The organism is Klenkia terrae, from assembly GCF_900491935.1.
GTDB lineage: Bacteria > Actinomycetota > Actinomycetes > Mycobacteriales > Geodermatophilaceae > Klenkia > Klenkia terrae.
Window position 1 is genome coordinate 2,055,571 of sequence record NZ_UEXK01000004.1, and the last position, 19,760, is coordinate 2,075,330.

A 19,760-nucleotide genomic window follows, 5' to 3' on the forward strand; every position below is an offset into this window, starting at 1 on the left:
CCCCACCCGCCCGGTCCGCAGCTCAGCCGCGGTGCCGGCCCTGGGTCGGTCCGGGGACCGGCTCGTCGGTCTGCGCGGCCCGTTCGTCCTCCCGCTGCAGCCAGCGCCACCGACCCGTGGCGCTCAGCTCGGCGGTGAGACCTGCTGCGTCCCGAGCGGCCCGGGCTGCATCGGTCAGCTCGAACTCACCGGTCCGCGGCCCCCGGGCATCGACCCGGCCCGCTGCCCGGGAGGCCAGCCGGCGCTCCCGCCGAGTGGGCAGGGCGGCGGGGTCCAAGGGCACCGGGAACCCGGCGCCCGGGTCGTCGTCGGTCGGCGTCATCGTGTCCCCCTGCATCCCGTCCCGGCTGCGCTTCCGCGCGACCATGGCACAGCCACCGGCCGCCGGTCAGGCCGGCGGCCGCCCGTTCACCCTCGGGTGGGCGGCTCGCCGGCGTCGATGGCCGCCTGGGCGGCTGCGGGGTCGTAGGCGCAGGCGTCCGCGACGTCGGCGACCGCACCCGTCGTGGGTGCCGCGCCGCTGGTCGGCGCGGCCGAGGTGGTCGTCGCCGGGGCCGGTGCCGCGGACGTCGGGGCGGCCGTCACCGGCGGCGCGGTGCCCAGGGCCTGCTGCACCAGCAGCCGGATCTGGTCGTAGTCCGGGTAGGCCGGGCTGATCACCGTGTCGTCGAAGACCACGCTGCGGATCCCGGCGTCCTTGACCAGGAAGGCGATGTCGACGAAGTCCCCCAGCACCGACTGCGGGATGTCGGTGCTCACGATGTCCGTCGTGGTCGCGGCCAGCTGCTGGTAGCGGGTCAGCAGGGTGACCGGGTCGGCCGCGGCGACGATGGAGTCCAGCACGCAGCGCTGCCGGTCCATCCGCTGGTAGTCGGTGAGGCCGAACCGGCCGCGGGAGAAGGCCAGCGCGGTGGCGCCGTCCATCTCCTGGTCCGGGCCGGGGGCGATGTAGGCGTCGGGCAGCGTGCCGATGCTGGGCTCGCCGCCCACCGGCACGTAGTAGTTGACGTTGACCGTGATGCCGCCGAGGGCGTCGACCAGCTGGCTGAACCCGTCCAGGTTGACCAGCACGTAGTAGTCGATCGGCAGGCCGAGGGCCTCGCCCACGCCGAGCTTGAGCCAGTCGGCACCCGGGTTGTCGCTGGGCGCGCCGAGCGCATCGGGGTAGAGCGCCGGGCCGTTGCGGTAGACCGCGTTGAGCAGGCTCTCGCTCTCCTCGCCGGCGTCGAACCCGTCGGGGAACAGCTCGGCCAGCTCGGTGCCCTGCGGGAACGGCAGGTCCTCCAGGTTGCGGGGCAGGCTGAACAGCGTGGTCGCGCCGGTGGCGGTCTCGATGCTGGCCACGATCACGGTGTCGGTGCGCACGCCCTCGCGCCCGTCGCCGCCGTCCCCGCCCAGCAGCAGGATGTTCACCCGCTCCTTGTCCCCGAAGGGGTTCACCGGGTCGGCCGGCTCCACGACCGTGGCGCTCTCGGAGTCGGCGAACACCGTGTCGACCAGGTTCCGCTGGGCGCCGGCCAACCGGACCGCGGCCACCGCGGGGACAGCGACCCCGACCATCAGCAGCACCACGAGCAGCACCCCGGCCGCCCGCTGCAGACCAGGCAGCCGCCGCGGCACGAGCAGCCGGTAGCCGAGCACGACGACGGTGATCCACAGGACGGCCAGCACACCCACGCCCACCATGACCCCGAGCAGCAGGTCCGGGTCGACGGCGGCGCGGACGGCGGTGCGCCGGCCGGCCGTCGCCAGCCAGGCCAGCCCGCCCAGCAGCACCACGAACACGGCCAGGACGACGGCACCGGTGCGGCGCCACCCGGCGGCCAGCAACCCGGTCCCCGGGACCAGGGCGCCGAGCACGGTGAGGCCGGCCGCCCGGCCGAAGCTGCGGGCCGGACGGCGCCCCCCGGCCGGGGGGGCGGACCGGTCCCGGGCAGCCTCGGGCGACCGGCGCGGCACGTCGGCGGCCACCGGGCGGACCCAGGCGGTCGCGACGTCGTCCTCGTCGGGGGTCGGCTCCGGCCGGGCAGGACGCTCGGGCTCGACCGGGGACAGCCCGGCCGCGGCCCGGGCGCGCGCGGCGAGCTCGGGGTCGGTCTTGCCCTCGGCTCGACGGCCTCGTCGGGTCCCGGGGGCCGGCGGGCGCCCGGCGTCGAGCTCGCGGCGCGGGATGCGGGCGGTGCTGTCGATCGGGTCGCTCGGGTCGGTCGGACCCATCAGGCGTTCACCCGCACGCTCTCGCCCGCTCGCAGTCCGGTCGGCACATCGACCCATGATCGCACCGCAACCGCCCGCACTTCCCCGTCAGCCGCGAACACAACCCTTTCGCGGCAGGATCACCAGCGCACCGGCAGCGCGTCCAGACCGAACACGATCGACCGCTGACGGAACGTCAGCATCTCCGGTGCGATGTCGACGGCCAGACCGGGGAAGCGCTGCAGCAGCGCAGGGAAGGCGATCTGCAGCTCGAGGCGGGCCAGCGGGGCGCCGAGGCAGTGGTGGATGCCGTGCCCGAAGGCCACGTGCTGGGTCGGCGTCCGGCGCAGGTCCAGCCGGTCGAGGTCGGCGGCCAGCCGGGGATCCCGGTCGGCGCCGGCCAGCGAGCAGAGCACCAGGTCGCCGGCGGCCACCTGCTGGCCGGCGAGCTCGACGTCGGCCCGGGCGAACCTCGGGAAGGCGACCTGGACGACGGTCAGGTGGCGCAGCAGCTCCTCCACCGCACCGGCCACCGCGGCCGGCTCGTCGCGCACCAGGGCCGCCCGCGCCGGGTCCCGCAGCAGGAGCAGGCTGCCCAGCGCCAGCATGCTCGCGGTGGTCTCGTGCCCGCCGACCAGCAGGCCGTCGACCAGCCCGGCGAGCTCGACGTCGTCGACGGCGTCCCCGTGGTCGCGCACCAGATCGCCGAGCAGGCCCGGGCCGGGGGCCGCGCGCTCGCGGGCGACCAGGTCCTGCAGGTGGGCCAGGCCATCGGCGGCGGAGTCCAGCGGCGCCAGGATCGACGCCAGCAGGTCGAACCGGCCGGTGGCGATGTCGGCGAAGGCCTCCTGGTCGGCGCGGGAGACCCCGAGCAGCTCACCGATCACCATCGCCGGCACCGGGGTGGCGAACTCGGCGACCAGGTCGGCCCCCGGGCCGGCCGCGGCCAGGACGTCCAGCCGCTCGTGCACGACCCGCTCCACGGCGGGGGCCAGGGTGGCCAGCCGGCGGGCGGTGAAGGCCGGCGCCAGCATGCGGCGCAGCCGGGTGTGGTCGGGCGGGTCGCGGAAGCCCAGCCCGCCCGGGTCGGCCAGCCCCAGGTCGCCGTCGTCGTCCCCGCCGGCGGCGGCCAGGTGGGCGAAGTCGTTGCTGAAGGCCTTGGTGTCGGCGAGCACCGCACGGACGTCGGCGTGCCGGGTCACCAGCCAGACCGGGTTGCCGAACAGGTCCAGCCGGGTGACCGGCCCCTCTTCGCGGCGGTCGGCCAGCCAGCCCACGGGGTCGACGTCCACCCGGGTCAGCGGGGCGAAGACGTCGTCGATCGCGAGGTCGGGCATGCCGGCTCAGTCGTGGTGGGGCTGGTCGTGGTTCCCGGGCAGCGCTGTGACGTCCAGCTCGAAGTGGATCGTCTGCAGCAGCGCACCCGGCGTCCGCTCGTCGAGCACCTCGCGGACCGGCATCGAGCGCCAGAAGGCCTCCGCGCCGGGGACGGCGGCGTCGGTGTGCAGGTAGACGGTCCGGTAGCCGGCCTCGACGGCGGCCCAGCGCGCCGCGGCGGCCACCAGGGCCCGGGCCACCCCGCGCCGGCGGTGCTCGGCCAGCACCCACACCCGGGCGAGCTGGGCGACCGACCGGCCGGCGTAGTGGTCGACCAGCACCTGCGGGCTGCGGGGACCGCCGGCCTTGACCGCGGTGGTGCCCAGCAGCGTGCCCTCGGCGTCCCGGGCCAGGAACAGCGCCTGCCCCGGCGTCCGCAGGTACGCCGTGGCCGGGTCGGCCAGGTCGGCGTGCCACTCCGGGCGGAAGCCGTAGCCCAGGTCCTCCCCGAGGACGCGCACCATCAGCGCCCGGGCGGGGGCGACGTCGTCGGGTCCGGCCAGGTCCACGGAGAGTCTCGTCGCGAGCATCGGGCAAGAGCGTGCCACACCCGGTGCGCGGGTAGCGTGGGACTCCTCGGCCCATCTCGGAGGTGCACGGTGTCCCAGAACCCGACCACGGCGGCCCTGCTGGCCGAACTCGAACCGGTCGTCGAGGAGAACCTGAACCGGCACGAGAAGATGGCCCAGGAGTGGCACCCGCACGACTACGTGCCGTGGTCCGAGGGCCGCGACTTCGCCTTCCTGGGCGGCGAGGACTGGGCGCCCGAGCAGTCCCGTCTCGACGCGACCGCCAAGGCCGCGATGATCACCAACCTGCTCACCGAGGACAACCTCCCCAGCTACCACCGGGAGATCGCCACCCGGTTCAGCCGGGACGGCGCCTGGGGCACCTGGGTCGGCCGCTGGACCGCCGAGGAGAACCGGCACGGCATCGCCATCCGCGACTACCTCGTGGTCACCCGCGGCGTCGACCCGGTGGAGCTCGAGCGGGCTCGGATGGACTACATGACGTCGGGCTACGACTCCGGGGACAAGACGCCGCTGGAGGCGGTGACCTACGTGTCCTTCCAGGAGCTGGCCACCCGGGTCAGCCACCGCAACACCGGCAAGGCGACCAACGACCCGATCGCCGACCAGATGCTCGCCCGGATCGCCAAGGACGAGAACCTGCACATGGTCTTCTACCGGAACATCGTCGCCGCGGCGCTCGAGATCGCCCCGGACGAGACCATGCGGGCCATCGCCGACGAGGTGATCGGCTTCGAGATGCCCGGCGCCACGATGGCCGGTTTCCGGAAGAACTCCACGATCATCGCCAAGGCCGGCATCTACGACCTGCGGCTGCACCACGACGATGTCGTCGCGCCGATCCTGCGGCACTGGAAGGTCTTCGAGCGCGAGGGCTTCGGCCCCGAGGGCGAGAAGGCCCGCGAGGACCTCGCCCAGTTCATGGTCGGGCTGGATGCGCAGGCGACGAAGTTCGTGGAGTCCCGGCAGCGGATGCGCGACCGCCTGCAGGCCCGCGCCGACGAGCAGATCGCCCCCCTCGCCCAAGCCTGAGGCGCCGCCTTAGGGTCGAGCGGTGCGCCTGGCGACCTGGAACGTGAACTCCGTCCGGACCCGGGTCGACCGGGTCACCGCGTTCCTCGAGCGCAGCGGGGTCGACGTCCTGGCGATCCAGGAGACCAAGTGCCGGGACGACCAGTTCCCGCACATGCCGTTCGAGGCGATCGGCTACGAGGTCGCCCACGTCGGGCTCAACCAGTGGAACGGCGTCGCGATCGTGTCCCGGGTGGGCATCGAGGACGTGCAGATCGGCTTCGACGGCATGCCGTCCTGGTCGGCCAAGGAGGGCCTGGACCCCGCCCCCGAGGCACGCGCGATCGGCGCGACCTGCGGCGGCGTCCGGACGTGGTCGCTGTACGTGCCCAACGGCCGCCAGCTCGGCGACCCGCACCTGGCCTACAAGCTCGACTGGCTCGCGGCGCTGCGGGAGAACGCCGCCGGCTGGCTGGCCGCGGACGCCGACGCGCAGATCGCGCTGACCGGCGACTGGAACATCGCCCCGGAGGACGGCGACGTGTGGGACATGGCGGTCTTCGCCCACTCCACGCACGTCAGCCCGCCCGAGCGCGCCGCCTTCGCCGCGGTCGTCGAGGCCGGCTACGCCGACGTCGTCCGTCCGCACACGCCGGGTGAGTACACGTACTGGGACTACACCCAGCTGCGCTTCCCGCGGCGCGAGGGGATGCGGATCGACTTCGCGCTGTGCTCCCCCGCCCTCGCCGCTCGGGTGACCGGCGCGGAGATCGACCGGCAGGAGCGCAAGGGCAAGGGCGCCAGCGACCACGCCCCGGTGGTCGTCGACCTCGCCGACTGACCGCGGGGGCCTCGCTCCCGGCGCGCACGCCCGGCATGCTCACCGCGTGACCGCACCGGTGACCGCCGCCCCGGTCCGGCACCCGTGGCTGTGGTCGGTGGCGGTCGCCGTCGGCTGGCGGGCCGTCGTCGTCGTCGCTGCGCTGGGACTGTCCCCGATGGCCGTCGCCGCGTTCCCCGACCTCGGTGCCGTGGTGGTCAACCTGCTGGCCTGCGCGGTGCCGCTGGCGGTCGTCGCCCGGCTGGGCTGGTGGCGGATGCCGTGGCTGCGCGAGGTGCGGCCCCGCGCGTGGTGGCCGCTGGCGCCGCTGGCTGTCGTCTACGCCGCGCGCATCGTGTTCGGCTGGGAGCTCGGCCCGGTCGAGGCGATGAGCACCGTCGTCCTGGTGCTGGTCGCGGCGACCAGCGAGGAGCTGTGGTCCCGCGGCGTCGTGCAGGAGCTGCTGCGCGCGGTCAGGCCGCTGTGGCGGGCGGTCGCCGTGGGCGTGCTCTTCGGCGTCGGGCACGTGCTGTCGGGCGTCGTGCTGGGCCGCGAGCTGGACTACCTGGCCTTCCAGGTGCCGCACGCGACCATCCAGGGCTTCGCGCTGGCCGCGCTGCGGATGCACGTGGTGTCGATCTGGCCGCTCGTCGGGCTGCACGCGCTGAGCAACCTGCTGGTGCTGGCCGAGGCCCCGGGCGCCGTCCCGGTCTGGTGGGAGGCCGGCCAGCTGCTGCTCACCCTGGCGTTCGGGCTCTGGCTGGTCCTCCGGTACGAGCGGCGCCCGGTGGAGGTCAGCGCGCCTGCAGGTCGGTGAACGACCCGTCGGCCTGGGGCAGCTGCACCCGGGTGGCCTCGCCGTTCATGCCGGAGTGCACGACGACGGCGACGACCGTGCCGTCGTCCAGCGTGGTGGTCAGCTCGCGCTCGCCATAGACGACCTTCGCGGCGTCGACCTGCGTGCCGTCGACAGCGAGGTCGACGCGGTTGACGACGACCAGCTTTTGGTCGAACCGCACCTCGACGGTGTGGCCCTGGATCTCCCCGGTGTACGTGGTGGTCGACAGCACGTCGTCCCCTCTCGCTCGGTTGCGTTCGTGGAGTTAACGTAACCCGCATGGCCCGACCCCGCGACCCCGAGATCGACCGCGCCGTCGCCCGGGCCTGCTTCGCGCTGCTCGCCGAGGAGGGCCGGGCCGGGCTGACCCGGGAGCGGATCGCGCGGCGGGCCGGGGTCAGCCTGCCCGCGCTCACCCGGCGGTACGCCACGGTCGAGGACGTCCTGCTGGCCGCGCTGCGCGCCGAGCCGGAGCCCCGGCCGCTGCCCCCGGTGAGCTCGCTGCGGGAGTTCCTGGTGGCCACGCTGCACCGGACCGCCGCGGGCCTCGCGGAACCGGGCGTCCGGCGGGCCTCCACCGAGCTGCTGGCCGCCGCGGCCGGCGACACCCGGATCGGCGAGGCCTTCGGCGACGCGCTCGCCGACGTGCGGGCCGAGGGCCACCGGTGGGTCGAGGACGCCCGCCAGCGCGGCGAGGTCCGGGCCGACCTGGACGCCGACACCGTGCTCGACCTGGTGGCCGGTGCGGCCTACTACCCGCTGCTGTGGCGCGGGGAGCTGCTGGCCGAGGACCACGTGGCCGACGTGGTGGAGCTGCTGCTGGCCGGGGCGGCGCCCCGGCCGGCTACCTGACGACGCCGATCGGCCCGGTCGGGGTCGGCGGGGCGGGCTTGCCGAAGGGGTGCACCGAGCTGACCGCGACCAGCTTCTCCACGGCCCGGCGCCAGCCGGCCGGCCGGGGTGCCCGGGCCTGCTGCTCCAGCTGCGCGATCCGGGCCTCGAGCTCGTCGACCCGGCCCGCGGCACGCACCGGCGGCACCGGCGCCGGACGGGCCAGCTCGGCCAGCTGGCCGGTGATGGCCTGCACGACCTCGGCGGCGTCCACCGGGCTCAGGTGCACGGTGCCCACGCAGACGCTCTCGCGCCAGATGCTCAGGTTGATCGCGTGCAGCTCGGGGTGCCGGGTGATCCGCACGCCACGGCCCTGACCGCGCCGGTCCAGCACCCACGACCCCATCCGCGTCACCGCCGGCACCGTCATGGGTCGACGGTCCTGCCCCCGGGCGCCGACGTCAAGGCAGACCCCCTCGGCCGGGGGAAGCGAGCCCCCGCCGTCCGGTGTTGGAGGAGGTGATGACCACTGCTCCCGCGCCCACCCGCCTGTGGACGCCGTCCCGCGTCCTGGTGACCCGTTCCGCCGCCGCCCTCCCCCACGGCCGCCAGGTGCTGGAGCGGGTGCAGGCGGCCGTGGGGGAGGGCGGCGGCGGAACGGGTCACCAGGACGCGGGACGGCGNCCGCGCAGGGGGCGGGGGCCCGCCCCCGGGGGGCGGCCGGCGGGGCGGCCCCCCCGGGGGGGGGGAGGCGGCCCCCCCCCTCCGGGTGTGGGGGGGGGTGCGCCCCCCCGCCCCCGCGCCCCCCCGCCTGTGGACGCCGTCCCGCGTCCTGGTGACCCGTTCCGCCGCCGCCCTCCCCCACGGCCGCCAGGTGCTGGAGCGGGTGCAGGCGGCCGGCGTGCCCGACGTCCAGGTGCTCGCCGGCGACCGGCTGCCCAACCTGCGCGGGGACGGCGACCGCGCCGCCTTCATGGCCGCCAAGGACACCCTCGCCGTGGTCGTGGGCGCGCCGTCCAAGCGCCGGCTGCAGCCGATCCCGCCGTCCGCGGACTGGCGCTTCGACCTGGCCGAGGGCTGCCCCGCGCACTGCCAGTACTGCTACCTGGCCGGCTCGCTCACCGGCCCCCCGATCACCCGGGTGTTCGCCGACCTGCCCGACGTGCTGGCCTCCCTCGACGGCTACGTCGGCCGCGGCGAGGTCACCTCGGGCACGGCCGAGCGCGGCCACGAGGGGACGACGTTCGAGGCGTCCTGCTACACCGACCCGCTGGCCATCGAGCACCTCACCGGCGGCCTGGCCACGGCGATCACGCACTTCGGCACCCACGACTGGCCCGGTCCGGTGCAGCTGCGGGCCACCACCAAGTTCGACGACGTCGAGTCCCTGCTCGAGCTCCCCCACCGCGGTCGCACCCGGCTGCGGTTCTCGGTCAACGCCGCCTCGGTGGCCCGCCGCTTCGAGGGCGCGACCTCCCCGGTGCCGGCCCGGGTCGCCGCGCTGGGCCGGGTGGCCGAGGCCGGCTACCCGGTGGGGCTGACCATCGCCCCGATCATGCCGGTCGAGGACTGGCGCACCGAGTACGGCGAGCTCCTGGACTCCGTCGCCGCCGTCCTCCCCCACCACGCCGACCTGACCGTCGAGTGCATCACCCACCGGTTCACCCCGAACTCCAAGGCGACGCTCACCGACTGGTACCCGCGCACCAAGCTGGAGATGGACGAGGAGCTGCGCACCACCAAGCGCGGCAAGTTCGGCGCGGTGAAGCACGTCTACCCCAAGGACGTGATGACCGAGCTGCGCGGCTGGTTCACCGACGCGGTCGAGCGCCGCCTGCCCGGCGCCCGCTTCCTGTACTGGACCTAGGCTCGCTCCTCGTGCTCGTGCTGCTGCCCCCCTCGGAGACCAAGCACCCCGGCGGGGACGGCGCCCCGCTGGACCTCGCCGCGCTGAGCCACCCGGAGCTGGACCCGGTGCGGGAGCAGTTGCTGGGCGGCATCGAGGCCCTGGCCGGCGACGTGCCGGCCTCCCGGAAGGCGCTCGGGGTCAGCGCCGCGCAGGACGCCGAGATCGCCCGCAACGCCGCCGTCCGGACGGCGCCGACGCTGCCCGCCCTGGACCGGTACACCGGCGTGCTCTACGACGCGCTGGACGTCCGGTCGCTGACCCGGGCGCAGCGGGTCAAGGCCGACCGGCGGCTGGCCGTCGGGTCGGCGCTGTTCGGCCTGGTCCACGGCGGCGAGCCGATCCCCGCCTACCGCCTGTCGGCGATCTCCCACCTGCCGGGTCTCCCCCGGCTCCGGGCGCTGTGGCGGCCGGTGCTGGGCCCGGTGCTCGCGGCCGCGGCCGACGGGCTGGTCGTCGACCTGCGCTCGGGCAGCTATGCCGATCTGGCACCGGTCCCGGGTGCGGTGACCGTCGACGTGCTCAGCGAGCGGGCCGACGGCTCGCGCGCGGTGGTCAGCCACTTCAACAAGGCGCACAAGGGTCGGCTGGCCCGGCTGCTGGCCACCACCCGCGCCGAGCCGGCCGACGTGGTCGGCCTGGTGGCCCTGCTCCGCCGGGGTGGGTTCCACGTGGAACGGGCTCGGGGCAGCGCGGCGCTGACCCTCGTCGTCCCGGCCTGAGCGGGACGGCGCCGGGCGCCGCAGACTGGACGCATGATCTTCATCTGCGTCCGATTCCCGGTGAAGCCCGAGCACGCCGACCAGTGGCCCGAGCTCACCCGCGCGTTCACCGAGGGCACCCGCGCCGAGCCCGGCAACCTCTTCTTCGACTGGTCGCGCAACGTCGAGGACCCGACCGAGTACATCCTCATCGAGGGCTTCGCCGACGACGCCGCCGAGGCGCACGTGACCAGCGACCACTTCAGGACCGCCCAGGCAGAGCTGCCGCAGTACCTGGTCCGCACCCCGAAGGTCCGCAACATGCAGATCCCCGGCGAGCACTGGGACGACCTGGGCGAGTTCACCGTCTCCTGAACGCAGGACGCCCCCCGGCGGTGCTGTGCCGGGGGGCGTCGAGGACCTGCGCTCAGCTCACAGACGCGCGGTGTCGATCACGAAGCGGTAGCGGACGTCGGAGTGCACGACGCGCTCGTAGGCCTCGTCGATCTGGTCGCCGCCGATGACCTCGACCTCGGCGCCCAGGTGGTGCTCGGCGCAGAAGTCGAGCATCTCCTGGGTCTCGCGGATGCCGCCGATCTTCGAGCCGGCCAGCGAGCGGCGGTTGGTGATGAGCGAGAACGCGGCCTCGGTCATCGGCTGCTCGGGGGCGCCGACCTCTACCAGGGTGCCGTTGACCCGGAGCAGGCCCAGGTAGGCGTCCAGGTCCAGGGTCGCCGAGACGGTGTTGACGATCAGGTCGAACTCACCCTTGAGCGTCTCGAAGGTGCTCTCGTCGCTGGTCGCGTAGTAGTGCTCCGCGCCGAAGCGCAGGCCGTCCTCCTGCTTCTTCAGCGACTGGGACAGCACGGTGACCTCGGCGCCCAGCGCCGCGGCGATCTTGACGCCCATGTGGCCGAGCCCGCCGAGGCCGACGATGGCGACCTTCTTGCCCGGGCCGGCACCCCAGTGCTTGAGCGGGGAGTACAGCGTGATGCCGGCGCACAGCAGCGGGGCGGCCTGCTCCAGCGAGATGCCCTCGGGGATGCCCAGGACGTAGTTCTCGTCGACGACGATCTGCTCGGAGTAGCCGCCGTCGGTGGGCTTGCCGTCCTGCATGCCGCCGTAGGTGCCGGTCTCGCCCTTCAGGCAGTACTGCTCCTCGCCGGCCAGGCAGTTCTCGCACTCGCGGCAGGAGTCGATGAAGCAGCCGACGCCGACCCGGTCGCCGACGGAGTACTTGGTGACGTCGGAGCCGACCTCGGCCACGACCCCGGCGATCTCGTGCCCGGGCACCAGCGGGTAGTTGGCGGCACCCCACTCGTCGCGCGCGGTGTGGATGTCGGAGTGGCAGATGCCGGCGTAGGCGATCTCGATCCGGACGTCGTTCGGGCGGACGTCGCGGCGCTCGATGGTGGTGCGCTCGAAGGAGCCGCCGGCGGAGGCGGTGGACCGGGCGGTCACGGTGGTGGGCACGTGGATCTCCTCGGTTCTCGGTACGGGGGGAGCGCCGGGATCCCTGCGGACCCAGCAGCGCCCACCCCACCTACCCGCATGCGATCTGTTGCACACGACCGATCCGGGCGACCTGGGTCACGCCGGGCGACGAGTGGGGTCAGACGTCCTTCTGGAACCAGGCGACGTCGACGTACCGGCCGAACTTGTGGCCGACCTCGCCGAACGTGCCGACGTGGCGGAAGCCGAACGCCCGGTGCAGGGCCTCCGACGCCGGGTTGGGCTGGGCGATGACCGCGATCGCCCGGTGCACGTCCTCCCCCGCCAGGACCTCGAACAGGGCCGCGTACAGCGCGCGGCCGAGACCCTGGCCCACGGCGTCCGGGGCCAGGTAGACGCTGGTCTCCACGGTCGCGTCGTAGGCCGGCCGGGGCCGGAACCGGCCGCTGCTGGCGAACCCGACCACGGCGCCGGCGCGCTCGGCGACCAGCACGCGGTGCCGACCGCCCGCATGGTCGGCCAGCCAGGCCCGCCGGTGCTCGAGGGTCGGCGGGACCAGGTCGAACGTGGCCAGCGTGTGCAGCACGTGGTGGTCGTAGACGGCGCTGATCGCCGCGGCGTCGGCGTCGGTGGCGGGTCGGACGGTCACCGGGTCAGTGTGCCGACGTCCCGAGATCTCTCACCACTGAGATACTTTCCGCGCTACGGTCGCCCGGTGACCGACGAGCTGTGCACCCGCCCCGCCACCGAGCTGGCCGCGCTGATCCGCACCCGCGAGGTGAGCGCCCGCGAGGTGCTCGAGGCGCACCTAGCCCGCATCGACCGGTACGACGGCCAGGTCAACGCGATCGTGACCCGCGACGACGACGCCGCGCGCGCCGCGGCCGACGACGCCGACGCCCGGCTGGCGGCCGGCGAGGCGGTCGGCCCGCTGCACGGCATCCCGGTGGCGCACAAGGACACCCACCAGACCGGCGGGATGCGGACGACGTGGGGCTCGCCGCTGCACCGGGACACCGTGCCGGCCCGCGACGAGCTCGTCGTCGCCCGGCTCAAGGCCGCCGGGGCGATCCGGGTCGGCAAGACCAACGTGCCCGAGTTCGCCGCCGGCTCGCACACCTTCAACACCCTCTTCGGCGCCACGCACAACCCCTACCGGCACGGGCTGTCCGCCGGCGGCTCCTCGGGCGGGGCGGCCGCGGCGCTGGCCGCAGGGTTCGTGCCGCTGGCCGAGGGCAGCGACATGGGCGGCTCACTGCGCAACCCGGCCGCGTTCAACAACGTCGTCGGGCTGCGGCCGACGCCGGGCCGGGTGCCCTCGCACCCGACCGCGATCGGCTGGTCGCAGCTCTCGGTGCAGGGACCGATGGCCCGCACCGTCTCCGACGTCGCGCTGGGGCTGTCCGTGCTGGCCGGCGCCGACCCGCGGGTGCCGATCTCGCTGACCGACCCGGCCGCCGCCTTCGCCGACCCGCTGCCCACCGAGCTGACCGGGCTGCGGATCGCCTGGACGCCGGACCTGGGCGGCCGGGTCCCGGTGGACCCGGCGATCACCGAGGTGCTGATGGCCCAGCTGCAGGTCTTCCGCGACCTGGGGGCCACGGTCGACGAGGACTGCCCCGACCTGACCGGTGCCGACGAGGCGTTCGGCGTCCTGCGGGCCTGGCTGTTCGAGGCCTCGTTCGGCGACGCCGTCCGCCGCTCCCCCGACCTGGTCAAGGACACCATCAAGTGGAACGCCTCGGTCGGTGCGGCCCTCACCGGTGCCGACGTCGGCCGCGCCGAGGTGGCGCACACCAAGCTGTACGAGCGGGTGGTCGAGTTCTTCACCCGCTACGACGTCCTGCTGGCGCCGGTGACCCAGGTGCTGCCTTTCCCCGTCGAGCAGGAGTACCCGCCGTCCGTCGCCGGCGTGGAGTTCGCCGACTCCCGGGGCTGGATGCGCTCCTGCCCCCTGATCAGCCCCCCCGGCTGCCCGGCGCGGAGCGCCCCCGGCGGGTCCCCCCCCGCCGGCCTGCCGGTGGGTCTGCAGGTCATCGCCGCACCCCGGGCCGACCGGCGGGTGCTGGAGGTCGGCCACGCCTTCGAGCAGGCCACCGGCCACGGCCTGCGCCGCCCCGTGCTGTGACACCGCGATCCTCCGGATCGCACCGCGGTCGACGGCCGTCCCGACCGCCGCTGAGCCGCTGCGAGTGATCCGGTCGGGAGGGCTCCGCCCCCCGCGACCGGATCACGCCGGCACCCTGCCGTCCCCGACCCGTGTGCGGCCTCGGCACGCATCTGAACCGCGACTGCGCGGACGGTGCGCGACTGCGGGGTGACCGGATGGTCGGCAGGATGGGGCTGGTGACCTCCGCGAACCCGCCCTGGTGGACCTCGGCCGTCGTCTACCAGGTGTACCCCCGCTCCTTCGCCGACTCCGACGGCGACGGGATCGGCGACCTCGAGGGCATCCGCGGCAAGCTGGACCACCTGGCCGACCTGGGCGTGGACGTCGTCTGGCTGTCACCGGTGTACCGCTCGCCGCAGGACGACAACGGCTACGACATCAGCGACTACCAGGACATCGACCCCGCGTTCGGCACGCTGGACCAGTTCGACGCGCTGCTCGCCGACGCGCACGCCCGAGGCATCAAGATCGTGATGGACCTGGTGGTCAACCACACCAGCGACGAGCACCCGTGGTTCGTGGAGTCCCGCAGCTCGACGGTGAGCCCCAAGCGCGACTGGTACTGGTGGCGGGACGCCCGCGAGGGCATGGACGCCGGCACCCCGGGCGCCGAGCCGACCAACTGGCAGTCCTTCTTCTCCGGGCCCTGCTGGGAGCTCGACGAGACGACCGGCCAGTACTACCTGCACCTGTTCAGCCGCAGGCAGCCCGACCTGAACTGGGAGAACGCGCAGGTCAGGCGGGCGGTCTACGAGATGATGCGGTGGTGGCTGGACCGCGGGGTCGACGGCTTCCGGATGGACGTGATCAACATGATCAGCAAGCAGCCCGACCTCCCCGACGGCCCGCCGATCCCCGGTACCCCCTATGGCGACGGCAGCGTGGCGACCTTCTTCGGCCCACGGCTGCACGAGTTCCTCGCCGAGATGCACCGCGAGGTGTTCGCCGGTCGGGACGCCGACCTGATCACCGTCGGCGAGATGCCCGGCGCCACGGTCGAGCAGGCCCGCCTGGTCACCGACCCGGCCCGCGCCGAGCTGGACATGGTGTTCCAGTTCGAGCACGTGCAGCTGGACCAGGGCGCGTCCAAGTGGGACCACCGGCCGCTGCGGCTGACCGACCTGAAGGCCTCGTTCGGCCGCTGGCAGGCCGGTCTGGCCGACGTCGGCTGGAACTCCCTGTACTGGGACAACCACGACCAGCCGCGCGCGGTGTCCCGGTTCGGCGACGACTCCCCCGCGTACCGACGGGACTCCGCGACGTGCCTGGCCACCCTGCTGCACGGCCACCGCGGGACGCCCTACGTCTACCAGGGCGAGGAGATCGGCATGGCCAACTCCACCTGGTCCTCGGTCCGCGACTTCCGGGACATCGAGACGCTCAACCACGTCGCCGAGGCCACCGCGCTCGGGGCCGACCCGGAGGAGGTGCTGGCCACCCTGCGCCCGGCCAGCCGGGACAACGCCCGCACCCCGGTGCAGTGGGACGCCACCGAGCACGCCGGGTTCACCACCGGGACGCCGTGGATCGGGGTCAACCCCGACCACGTCGAGTGGAACGTCGCGGCCCAGCGGGAGGACCCGCACTCGGTGCTGGCCCACCACCGGGCGCTGATCGCGCTGCGGCACGCGGACCGCACCGTGCAGCTCGGTGACTTCACGATGCTGCTGCCCGACCACGAGGACGTGTACGCCTTCACCCGCAGCCTGGACGGCGACACCCTGCTCGTGGTCTGCAACGTGTCGGCCACCCCGTACCCGCTGGCCGAGCTGCTGCCCGAGGCCGTCGGCGACGAGCTCGTGCTGGGCAACCGGGACCACCTGCCCGACCACGACGACGCCGTCCTCGGGCCCTGGGACGCCCGGATCCTGCGCCTGCGCTGACCGCCGACCGCGGCGGGCTCCTCTAGCCTCGGTCCCGGTCGGGGTGGGGAGGACGGAGGAGCGGATGGCGGGCGTGCCGTACGGCACGGCGAAGGAGGCCCTCCTGCAGGCCGCGGTCACCATCGCGGCCACCCGGGGCCTGCGCGGCCTGACCTACCGGTCGGTGGCCGCCGCGGCCGGGGTGACCCACGGGTCGGTCCGCTACCACTTCGGCAGCTGGGACGCCCTCGTCGAGGAGGCGCTGCTGCACTGCGTCGGCCCGAGCATCGACGACATCCACCTGCGCTCCCCCGGCCTCGGCTTCGGCGAGCTGGCCTCGGGCATCGTCGAGATGGTCACCGGGCACCCCGAGGTCCAGGCGTTCCAGTTCGAGCTCTACCTGGAGGGCCGCCGCCGGCCGGAGATCGCCGCGGTCATGGAGCGGGTGAACGCCCGCTACCGCGCCGCGGTGCGCGAGGAGCTGGTGCGCAACGGGCTGGGCGACCCCGACCTCGCCGAGCTGGTCTTCCTCACCATCGACGCGTTGGTCCTGCACCAGACCGCGTTCGGCGGGGCCGAGCGCACCGAGCGGGCGGTCGCGGCCCTGCGCCGGCTGCTGCGCAGCCATGCCCACCTGGATGCCGACCAGCACGCCGACCAGCACGCCGTCGACCCGGCAGGATGGTCCGGGTGAGCCAGCCACCGCCCTGGAACCAGCCCCAGCCGTGGAACCAGCCGCCGCCCTGGGGCCACCAGCCCGCCGGGCCCCCGCCGCGGGCCGACGGTGGCGGCGTGCCGCTGCTGGTGCTCGGCCTGGTCACCGCCCTGCTGGGCCTGCTCGGCGCGTTCCTGCCCAACTACAGCTACGGCGACGGCATCGGGAGCTACAGCCCGCTGCTCCAGTCGATCAACGGCGACACCTTCTTCCAGGCCGCCGGGTTGGCGCTCCTCGCCGGCGTCGTCCTGCTGGTCGTCGGCGCGCTGCTGCAGCGTCGCCGGGTGGGGGTCGGCACCGGGCTGCTGCTGGTCGGGGCCGGGATCGTGCTCCAGGCGGGCGGCGGCCAGCTGCTGGGGTTGTTGCAGGCCGCCGTCGACCCCCGGCTGAGCAGCGGCATCGCCGTCGGCGGTGTCCTGCTGGTCCTCGCCGGCGCCACCGCGGTCGCCACCGTCGTCGTCGGTCTGCTCCGGCTGGCCCGCCTGCGCTGACCGCCCGGCGGTCACCCTGGGTGGCCGGGGACGCCCACCGTCACCGGACGGATCAGTTCCGCACCCGATGGGGTGGTCACCGGGCCCGGGGCAGAGCGGGTGCCCGGAGCGGTCGTTGGACTGGGTGCACCGGTGCCCGCCGCGGCGCCCAGACCCACCGGAGGATGCCGTGCCCTGCCCGTCCCCCTCCCGCGCCCCGCGCCGGGCGGCTGCCCCGCGGCCCGGGCCGGGGGGGGGGGCGGGGGGCGGCGGGCGCCGCCCGGGGCGGGGGGCGGGGGGGGCCCCTGGGGCGCGGGGGGGGGGTGTGCGCGCGCGCGCCCGCCGGCCCGGACGGTCCGGGTACCGTCGTGGCGGTCGGGGCCCTCACCCGCGGCAGCGCCGACACCGCACCGCNCGGTGGTCAGCGGTGACGCGGGGATCGGTCCTCGTCGTCGAGGACGTCGTCGAGACCCGGGAGCTGGTGGCCTGCGCGCTGGGCCGGGCCGGGCTCGGCGTCCGGGCCGTGGGGACCGCGCGGGAGTGCCGGGCGGAGGTGGCCGCGGCGCCGCCCGACGTCGTCGTCCTGGACCTGGAGCTGCCCGACGCCGACGGCACCGAGCTGTGCCGGGAGCTGCGCACCCGGACGCACGCCTACCTGCTGCTGCTCAGCGCGCAGGCCGACGAGGTCGACGTGCTGGTCGGCCTGGCCGCCGGCGCCGACGGGTACATGGCCAAGCCGTTCTCCACCCGCGAGCTCACCGCCCGGGTGCAGACGTTCCTTCGCCGCCCGGCCACGCTGCCGGCCGGCCCCGCGGCCGGCCAGGTCACGGTGCGGGTGCCGGCGACGCGGACCACGGTGGGCGACCTCGAGGTCGACGAGGCCACCCGCGAGGTCCGGGTGCGCGGGGCCCTCGTGCCGTTGACCCGCACCGAGTTCGACCTGCTGCACGCGCTGGCCCGCCGGCCCGGCCGGGTGCTGCCGCGGGAGGTGCTGCTGCACGAGGTCTGGCACAGCGACTGGGAGGGCAACCTGCGGCTGGTCGAGGCGCACATGTCCAACCTGCGCCGCAAGCTCGCCGTCGGCGGGCTCGGCCGCCCCGAGCTCCGCACCGTCCGCGGGGTGGGCTACCGGCTGGTCGCCTGAGCCGGTCAGCACGTGTAGGTCACCGTCCCGGGCACGGACAGCCAGCCGTAGTCGGTGACCGCCACGACCGAGAAGCTGTGGGTCGCGGTGCTCAGCACCGCCTTCGTGGCCGCCCTCGAGGTGCTCGTGCCGCCGACCGTGACGACGGGGCGGGCGCTGCCGTTGACCGTCTCGGTGACCCGGTAGCCGGTGACCCGGGCGGTGGTGCTGGCCGTCCAGCCCACCCGCACCGTGTAGCCGGTGGTCAGCAGGCTGCAGCTGGTCGACCCGGCGGTCGAGGTGCCGGTCGGCGGCGCGACCGTCGCGGTGCCGACCGAGACCGGGGCCACGACGGACGCGGTGAACCGGGCCGACGCCGTCCCGGGGGCACCCGTCACCACCGTGGCCACCACGCCGAGGACCAGCGTCCACCGGCGCACCCCGGCGGTGCTCACGCGGTGCGCCCGGGCCGGGCCGGTCGCCACACCGCGGCCAGCGCCCACCCGGCCAGCAGGACGGGCGCACCCCAGACCAGGGCGTAGGACACCGGCGGGGTGCGCAGCAGCTGGATCGCGCGGCCCACCGCCGGGACCACGGCGCGCACCCGCCAGGCGGTGTCCCCCGCCGCGAAGGTCGCCGTCCACGGGTCGGCGGCGTCGTTCGCGTCGCCCCGGGTGGTGATCGTGACGGACCCGTCCGGCCGGACGTCGGCGGACACCACCCGGTGGCTGACCACGCGCCGGTCACCGACCGGGATGTGGAAGGTGAGCACCATCCCCGGCTCGATCTCGGCCACCGGCAGCGCGGTGTCCACGACCACGTCGCCGGGCTCGATCCCCGGCGCCATGCTCGGGGTGAGCATGGTCGCCGTCCGGTAGCCCAGGACGTGCGGGCCGACGGCCAGCGCGGCGAAGGCGAGCACCGCCAGCACCAGCACCAGGTCGGCCAGGCGGCGCAGCACCGCTCGGGCGCGCAGGACGGCGGTCACGGGGCTCCTCTCCCGGTCGACGGCGGGGTGCGGGCGGGCGCGCCCGGGTCAGCGGGCGGTGCCGGCGCGCTGGGTGCCGACGAACTCCAGGGCGACGACCGCGGTCTTGGCCTGGAACGTGTTGTCGGCCGCCTGCGGCAGCGCGAGGGACACGACCAGGTTGGCGGTGCCGGCGGCCGGCAGCGCTGCGGGCACAGCCAGCGCGGTGGCGGTGCCGAGGACCGGCCGGGAGGCGAGCACCGGGGTCGTGGTGCCGGTGCAGGTGTAGGTGTACGCGGGCGCCGTCCCGGCCTCGGTCCACGGCACGGAGCAGGCGTCGATCGTCATCTGCAGGCCGTTGGTGGCGTCGCTGGTGAGCAGGCTCGCGGTGGTCGCGGTCGTGTTCAGCACGATCGTGGCCAGCGCCTGGTCGCCGGTGTTGGACAGCGTCACCGCCCGGCTGATGGTGTCGCCGGGCACGATGTTCGCCGCGGTCACCGACAGCCGGTTGGCCGCCGTGCCGGTCGCACCGAGGGCGATCGAGACGGTGCCGGTGTTCACCGTCTCGGTGGCGCTCGTGCTGCTGGTGAAGGTGCCGAACGTACCCAGCCCGGCGACGGCGGCCGCCGCCCCGACCACGCACAGGGAGACGGCGATCTTGCCCCCGGTCGAGCGGGCGGTCCGGCGGGCGAGGGGCGTGGTGGCGCTCATGGGGGCTGCTCCAGGTCGGTTCCGTCGACCGGCGTCCACCGGCGTCGGGACCGACCCTGACCGGCCACCCTCGTTGCGGC

General features: G+C 74.9%; 23 protein-coding genes. 12 read left to right on the forward strand and 11 right to left on the reverse strand.

Annotation, left to right across the window (positions count from 1 at the left end; genetic code table 11):
• Positions 1-22 precede the first annotated feature (22 nt).
• From LFA75_RS10545 to LFA75_RS10560, 4 genes are all read right to left on the reverse strand, one after another.
• The gene (locus LFA75_RS10545) at positions 23-367 is read right to left on the reverse strand and encodes a hypothetical protein (protein WP_225233594.1); all 345 of its coding nucleotides are present in this window, start codon (positions 365-367) and stop codon (positions 23-25) included.
• Between the two features lie 41 nt (positions 368-408).
• Positions 409-2,217 (reverse strand): LCP family protein, encoded by a 1,809-nt coding sequence (locus LFA75_RS10550; protein WP_225233595.1) that lies wholly within the window; start codon positions 2,215-2,217, stop codon positions 409-411.
• 119 nt (positions 2,218-2,336) lie between these two features.
• Positions 2,337-3,533 carry a cytochrome P450 gene (locus LFA75_RS10555; RefSeq protein ID WP_225233596.1) on the reverse strand — a complete coding sequence of 399 codons (1,197 nt, stop codon included), beginning with the start codon at positions 3,531-3,533 and terminating at the stop codon, positions 2,337-2,339.
• A 6-nt stretch (positions 3,534-3,539) separates the two neighbouring features.
• Complete coding sequence (locus LFA75_RS10560) at positions 3,540-4,103, reverse strand: GNAT family N-acetyltransferase (protein ID WP_225233597.1); 564 nt, start codon at positions 4,101-4,103, stop codon at positions 3,540-3,542.
• A gap of 69 nt (positions 4,104-4,172) precedes the next feature.
• On the opposite strand from LFA75_RS10560, the gene LFA75_RS10565 reads away from it, so the two are divergent.
• From LFA75_RS10565 to LFA75_RS10575, 3 genes are read left to right on the forward strand one after another with little or no spacing between them, the layout of a single operon-like run.
• Positions 4,173-5,135, forward strand: coding sequence for an acyl-ACP desaturase (locus LFA75_RS10565; RefSeq protein WP_225233598.1), 963 nt, complete (start codon positions 4,173-4,175; stop codon positions 5,133-5,135).
• A gap of 22 nt (positions 5,136-5,157) precedes the next feature.
• Complete coding sequence (locus LFA75_RS10570) at positions 5,158-5,955, forward strand: exodeoxyribonuclease III (protein ID WP_225233599.1); 798 nt, start codon at positions 5,158-5,160, stop codon at positions 5,953-5,955.
• A 46-nt stretch (positions 5,956-6,001) separates the two neighbouring features.
• Positions 6,002-6,751, forward strand: a complete 750-nt coding sequence (locus LFA75_RS10575) for a CPBP family intramembrane glutamic endopeptidase (protein ID WP_225233600.1) — start codon at positions 6,002-6,004, stop codon at positions 6,749-6,751.
• Here LFA75_RS10575 and LFA75_RS10580 read toward each other — a convergent pair.
• On the reverse strand, positions 6,729-7,004 hold the full coding sequence (locus LFA75_RS10580) for a hypothetical protein (RefSeq protein WP_225233601.1): 276 nt from the start codon (positions 7,002-7,004) through the stop codon (positions 6,729-6,731). The genes LFA75_RS10575 and LFA75_RS10580 overlap by 23 nt on opposite strands.
• 47 nt (positions 7,005-7,051) lie before the next feature.
• Between LFA75_RS10580 and LFA75_RS10585 the strand changes: the two genes are divergently transcribed.
• The gene (locus LFA75_RS10585) at positions 7,052-7,624 is read left to right on the forward strand and encodes a TetR-like C-terminal domain-containing protein (protein WP_225233602.1); all 573 of its coding nucleotides are present in this window, start codon (positions 7,052-7,054) and stop codon (positions 7,622-7,624) included.
• Here LFA75_RS10585 and LFA75_RS10590 read toward each other — a convergent pair.
• Positions 7,617-8,033 carry a hypothetical protein gene (locus tag LFA75_RS10590; RefSeq protein ID WP_225233603.1) on the reverse strand — a complete coding sequence of 139 codons (417 nt, stop codon included), beginning with the start codon at positions 8,031-8,033 and terminating at the stop codon, positions 7,617-7,619. The genes LFA75_RS10585 and LFA75_RS10590 overlap by 8 nt on opposite strands.
• A gap of 351 nt (positions 8,034-8,384) precedes the next feature.
• Here LFA75_RS10590 and LFA75_RS10595 point away from each other — a divergent pair, with 351 nt between their 5' ends.
• The 3 genes from LFA75_RS10595 to LFA75_RS10605 are packed head-to-tail and all read left to right on the forward strand — an operon-like array spanning position 8,385 to position 10,585.
• Positions 8,385-9,470, forward strand: a complete 1,086-nt coding sequence (locus LFA75_RS10595; protein WP_404820937.1) for an SPL family radical SAM protein — start codon at positions 8,385-8,387, stop codon at positions 9,468-9,470.
• An 11-nt stretch (positions 9,471-9,481) separates the two neighbouring features.
• Entirely contained in the window at positions 9,482-10,231 is a 750-nt protein-coding gene (gene yaaA / locus LFA75_RS10600; RefSeq protein ID WP_225233605.1) for a peroxide stress protein YaaA, read from the forward strand.
• A gap of 33 nt (positions 10,232-10,264) precedes the next feature.
• Positions 10,265-10,585 carry a putative quinol monooxygenase gene (locus tag LFA75_RS10605; RefSeq protein ID WP_225233606.1) on the forward strand — a complete coding sequence of 107 codons (321 nt, stop codon included), beginning with the start codon at positions 10,265-10,267 and terminating at the stop codon, positions 10,583-10,585.
• Between the two features lie 57 nt (positions 10,586-10,642).
• Here LFA75_RS10605 and LFA75_RS10610 read toward each other — a convergent pair whose 3' ends face one another.
• Both LFA75_RS10610 and LFA75_RS10615 read right to left on the reverse strand, forming a co-directional pair.
• Positions 10,643-11,683, reverse strand: a complete 1,041-nt coding sequence (locus LFA75_RS10610; protein ID WP_318249979.1) for an NAD(P)-dependent alcohol dehydrogenase — start codon at positions 11,681-11,683, stop codon at positions 10,643-10,645.
• 139 nt (positions 11,684-11,822) lie between these two features.
• Positions 11,823-12,311, reverse strand: coding sequence for a GNAT family N-acetyltransferase (locus tag LFA75_RS10615; protein WP_225233607.1), 489 nt, complete (start codon positions 12,309-12,311; stop codon positions 11,823-11,825).
• 66 nt (positions 12,312-12,377) lie between these two features.
• Between LFA75_RS10615 and LFA75_RS10620 the strand changes: the two genes are divergently transcribed.
• The 5 genes from LFA75_RS10620 (at position 12,378) to LFA75_RS10640 (ending at position 18,023) form a co-directional block, all read left to right on the forward strand.
• Positions 12,378-13,790 (forward strand): amidase, encoded by a 1,413-nt coding sequence (locus LFA75_RS10620; protein ID WP_225233608.1) that lies wholly within the window; start codon positions 12,378-12,380, stop codon positions 13,788-13,790.
• Between the two features lie 218 nt (positions 13,791-14,008).
• The gene (locus LFA75_RS10625) at positions 14,009-15,715 is read left to right on the forward strand and encodes a glycoside hydrolase family 13 protein (protein ID WP_225233609.1); all 1,707 of its coding nucleotides are present in this window, start codon (positions 14,009-14,011) and stop codon (positions 15,713-15,715) included.
• A gap of 64 nt (positions 15,716-15,779) precedes the next feature.
• Entirely contained in the window at positions 15,780-16,388 is a 609-nt protein-coding gene (locus LFA75_RS10630; protein WP_225233610.1) for a TetR/AcrR family transcriptional regulator, read from the forward strand.
• Complete coding sequence (locus tag LFA75_RS10635; protein ID WP_225233611.1) at positions 16,385-16,900, forward strand: hypothetical protein; 516 nt, start codon at positions 16,385-16,387, stop codon at positions 16,898-16,900. Before LFA75_RS10630 ends, LFA75_RS10635 begins: the two co-directional genes overlap by 4 nt.
• A 406-nt stretch (positions 16,901-17,306) precedes the next feature.
• A complete protein-coding gene (locus LFA75_RS10640; RefSeq protein WP_225233612.1) occupies positions 17,307-18,023 on the forward strand; it encodes a response regulator transcription factor in 717 nt (238 codons plus the stop codon).
• Between the two features lie 5 nt (positions 18,024-18,028).
• Here LFA75_RS10640 and LFA75_RS10645 read toward each other — a convergent pair whose 3' ends face one another.
• Genes LFA75_RS10645 through LFA75_RS10655 form a run of 3 tightly spaced genes read right to left on the reverse strand, consistent with a single transcriptional unit; the run spans position 18,029 to position 19,680 of the window.
• Complete coding sequence (locus LFA75_RS10645) at positions 18,029-18,457, reverse strand: hypothetical protein (protein ID WP_225233613.1); 429 nt, start codon at positions 18,455-18,457, stop codon at positions 18,029-18,031.
• Complete coding sequence (locus LFA75_RS10650) at positions 18,454-18,990, reverse strand: S26 family signal peptidase (protein ID WP_225233614.1); 537 nt, start codon at positions 18,988-18,990, stop codon at positions 18,454-18,456. The genes LFA75_RS10645 and LFA75_RS10650 overlap by 4 nt, the downstream gene beginning before the upstream one ends.
• A gap of 48 nt (positions 18,991-19,038) precedes the next feature.
• Positions 19,039-19,680 (reverse strand): TasA family protein, encoded by a 642-nt coding sequence (locus LFA75_RS10655; RefSeq protein ID WP_225233615.1) that lies wholly within the window; start codon positions 19,678-19,680, stop codon positions 19,039-19,041.
• Positions 19,681-19,760 lie beyond the last annotated feature (80 nt).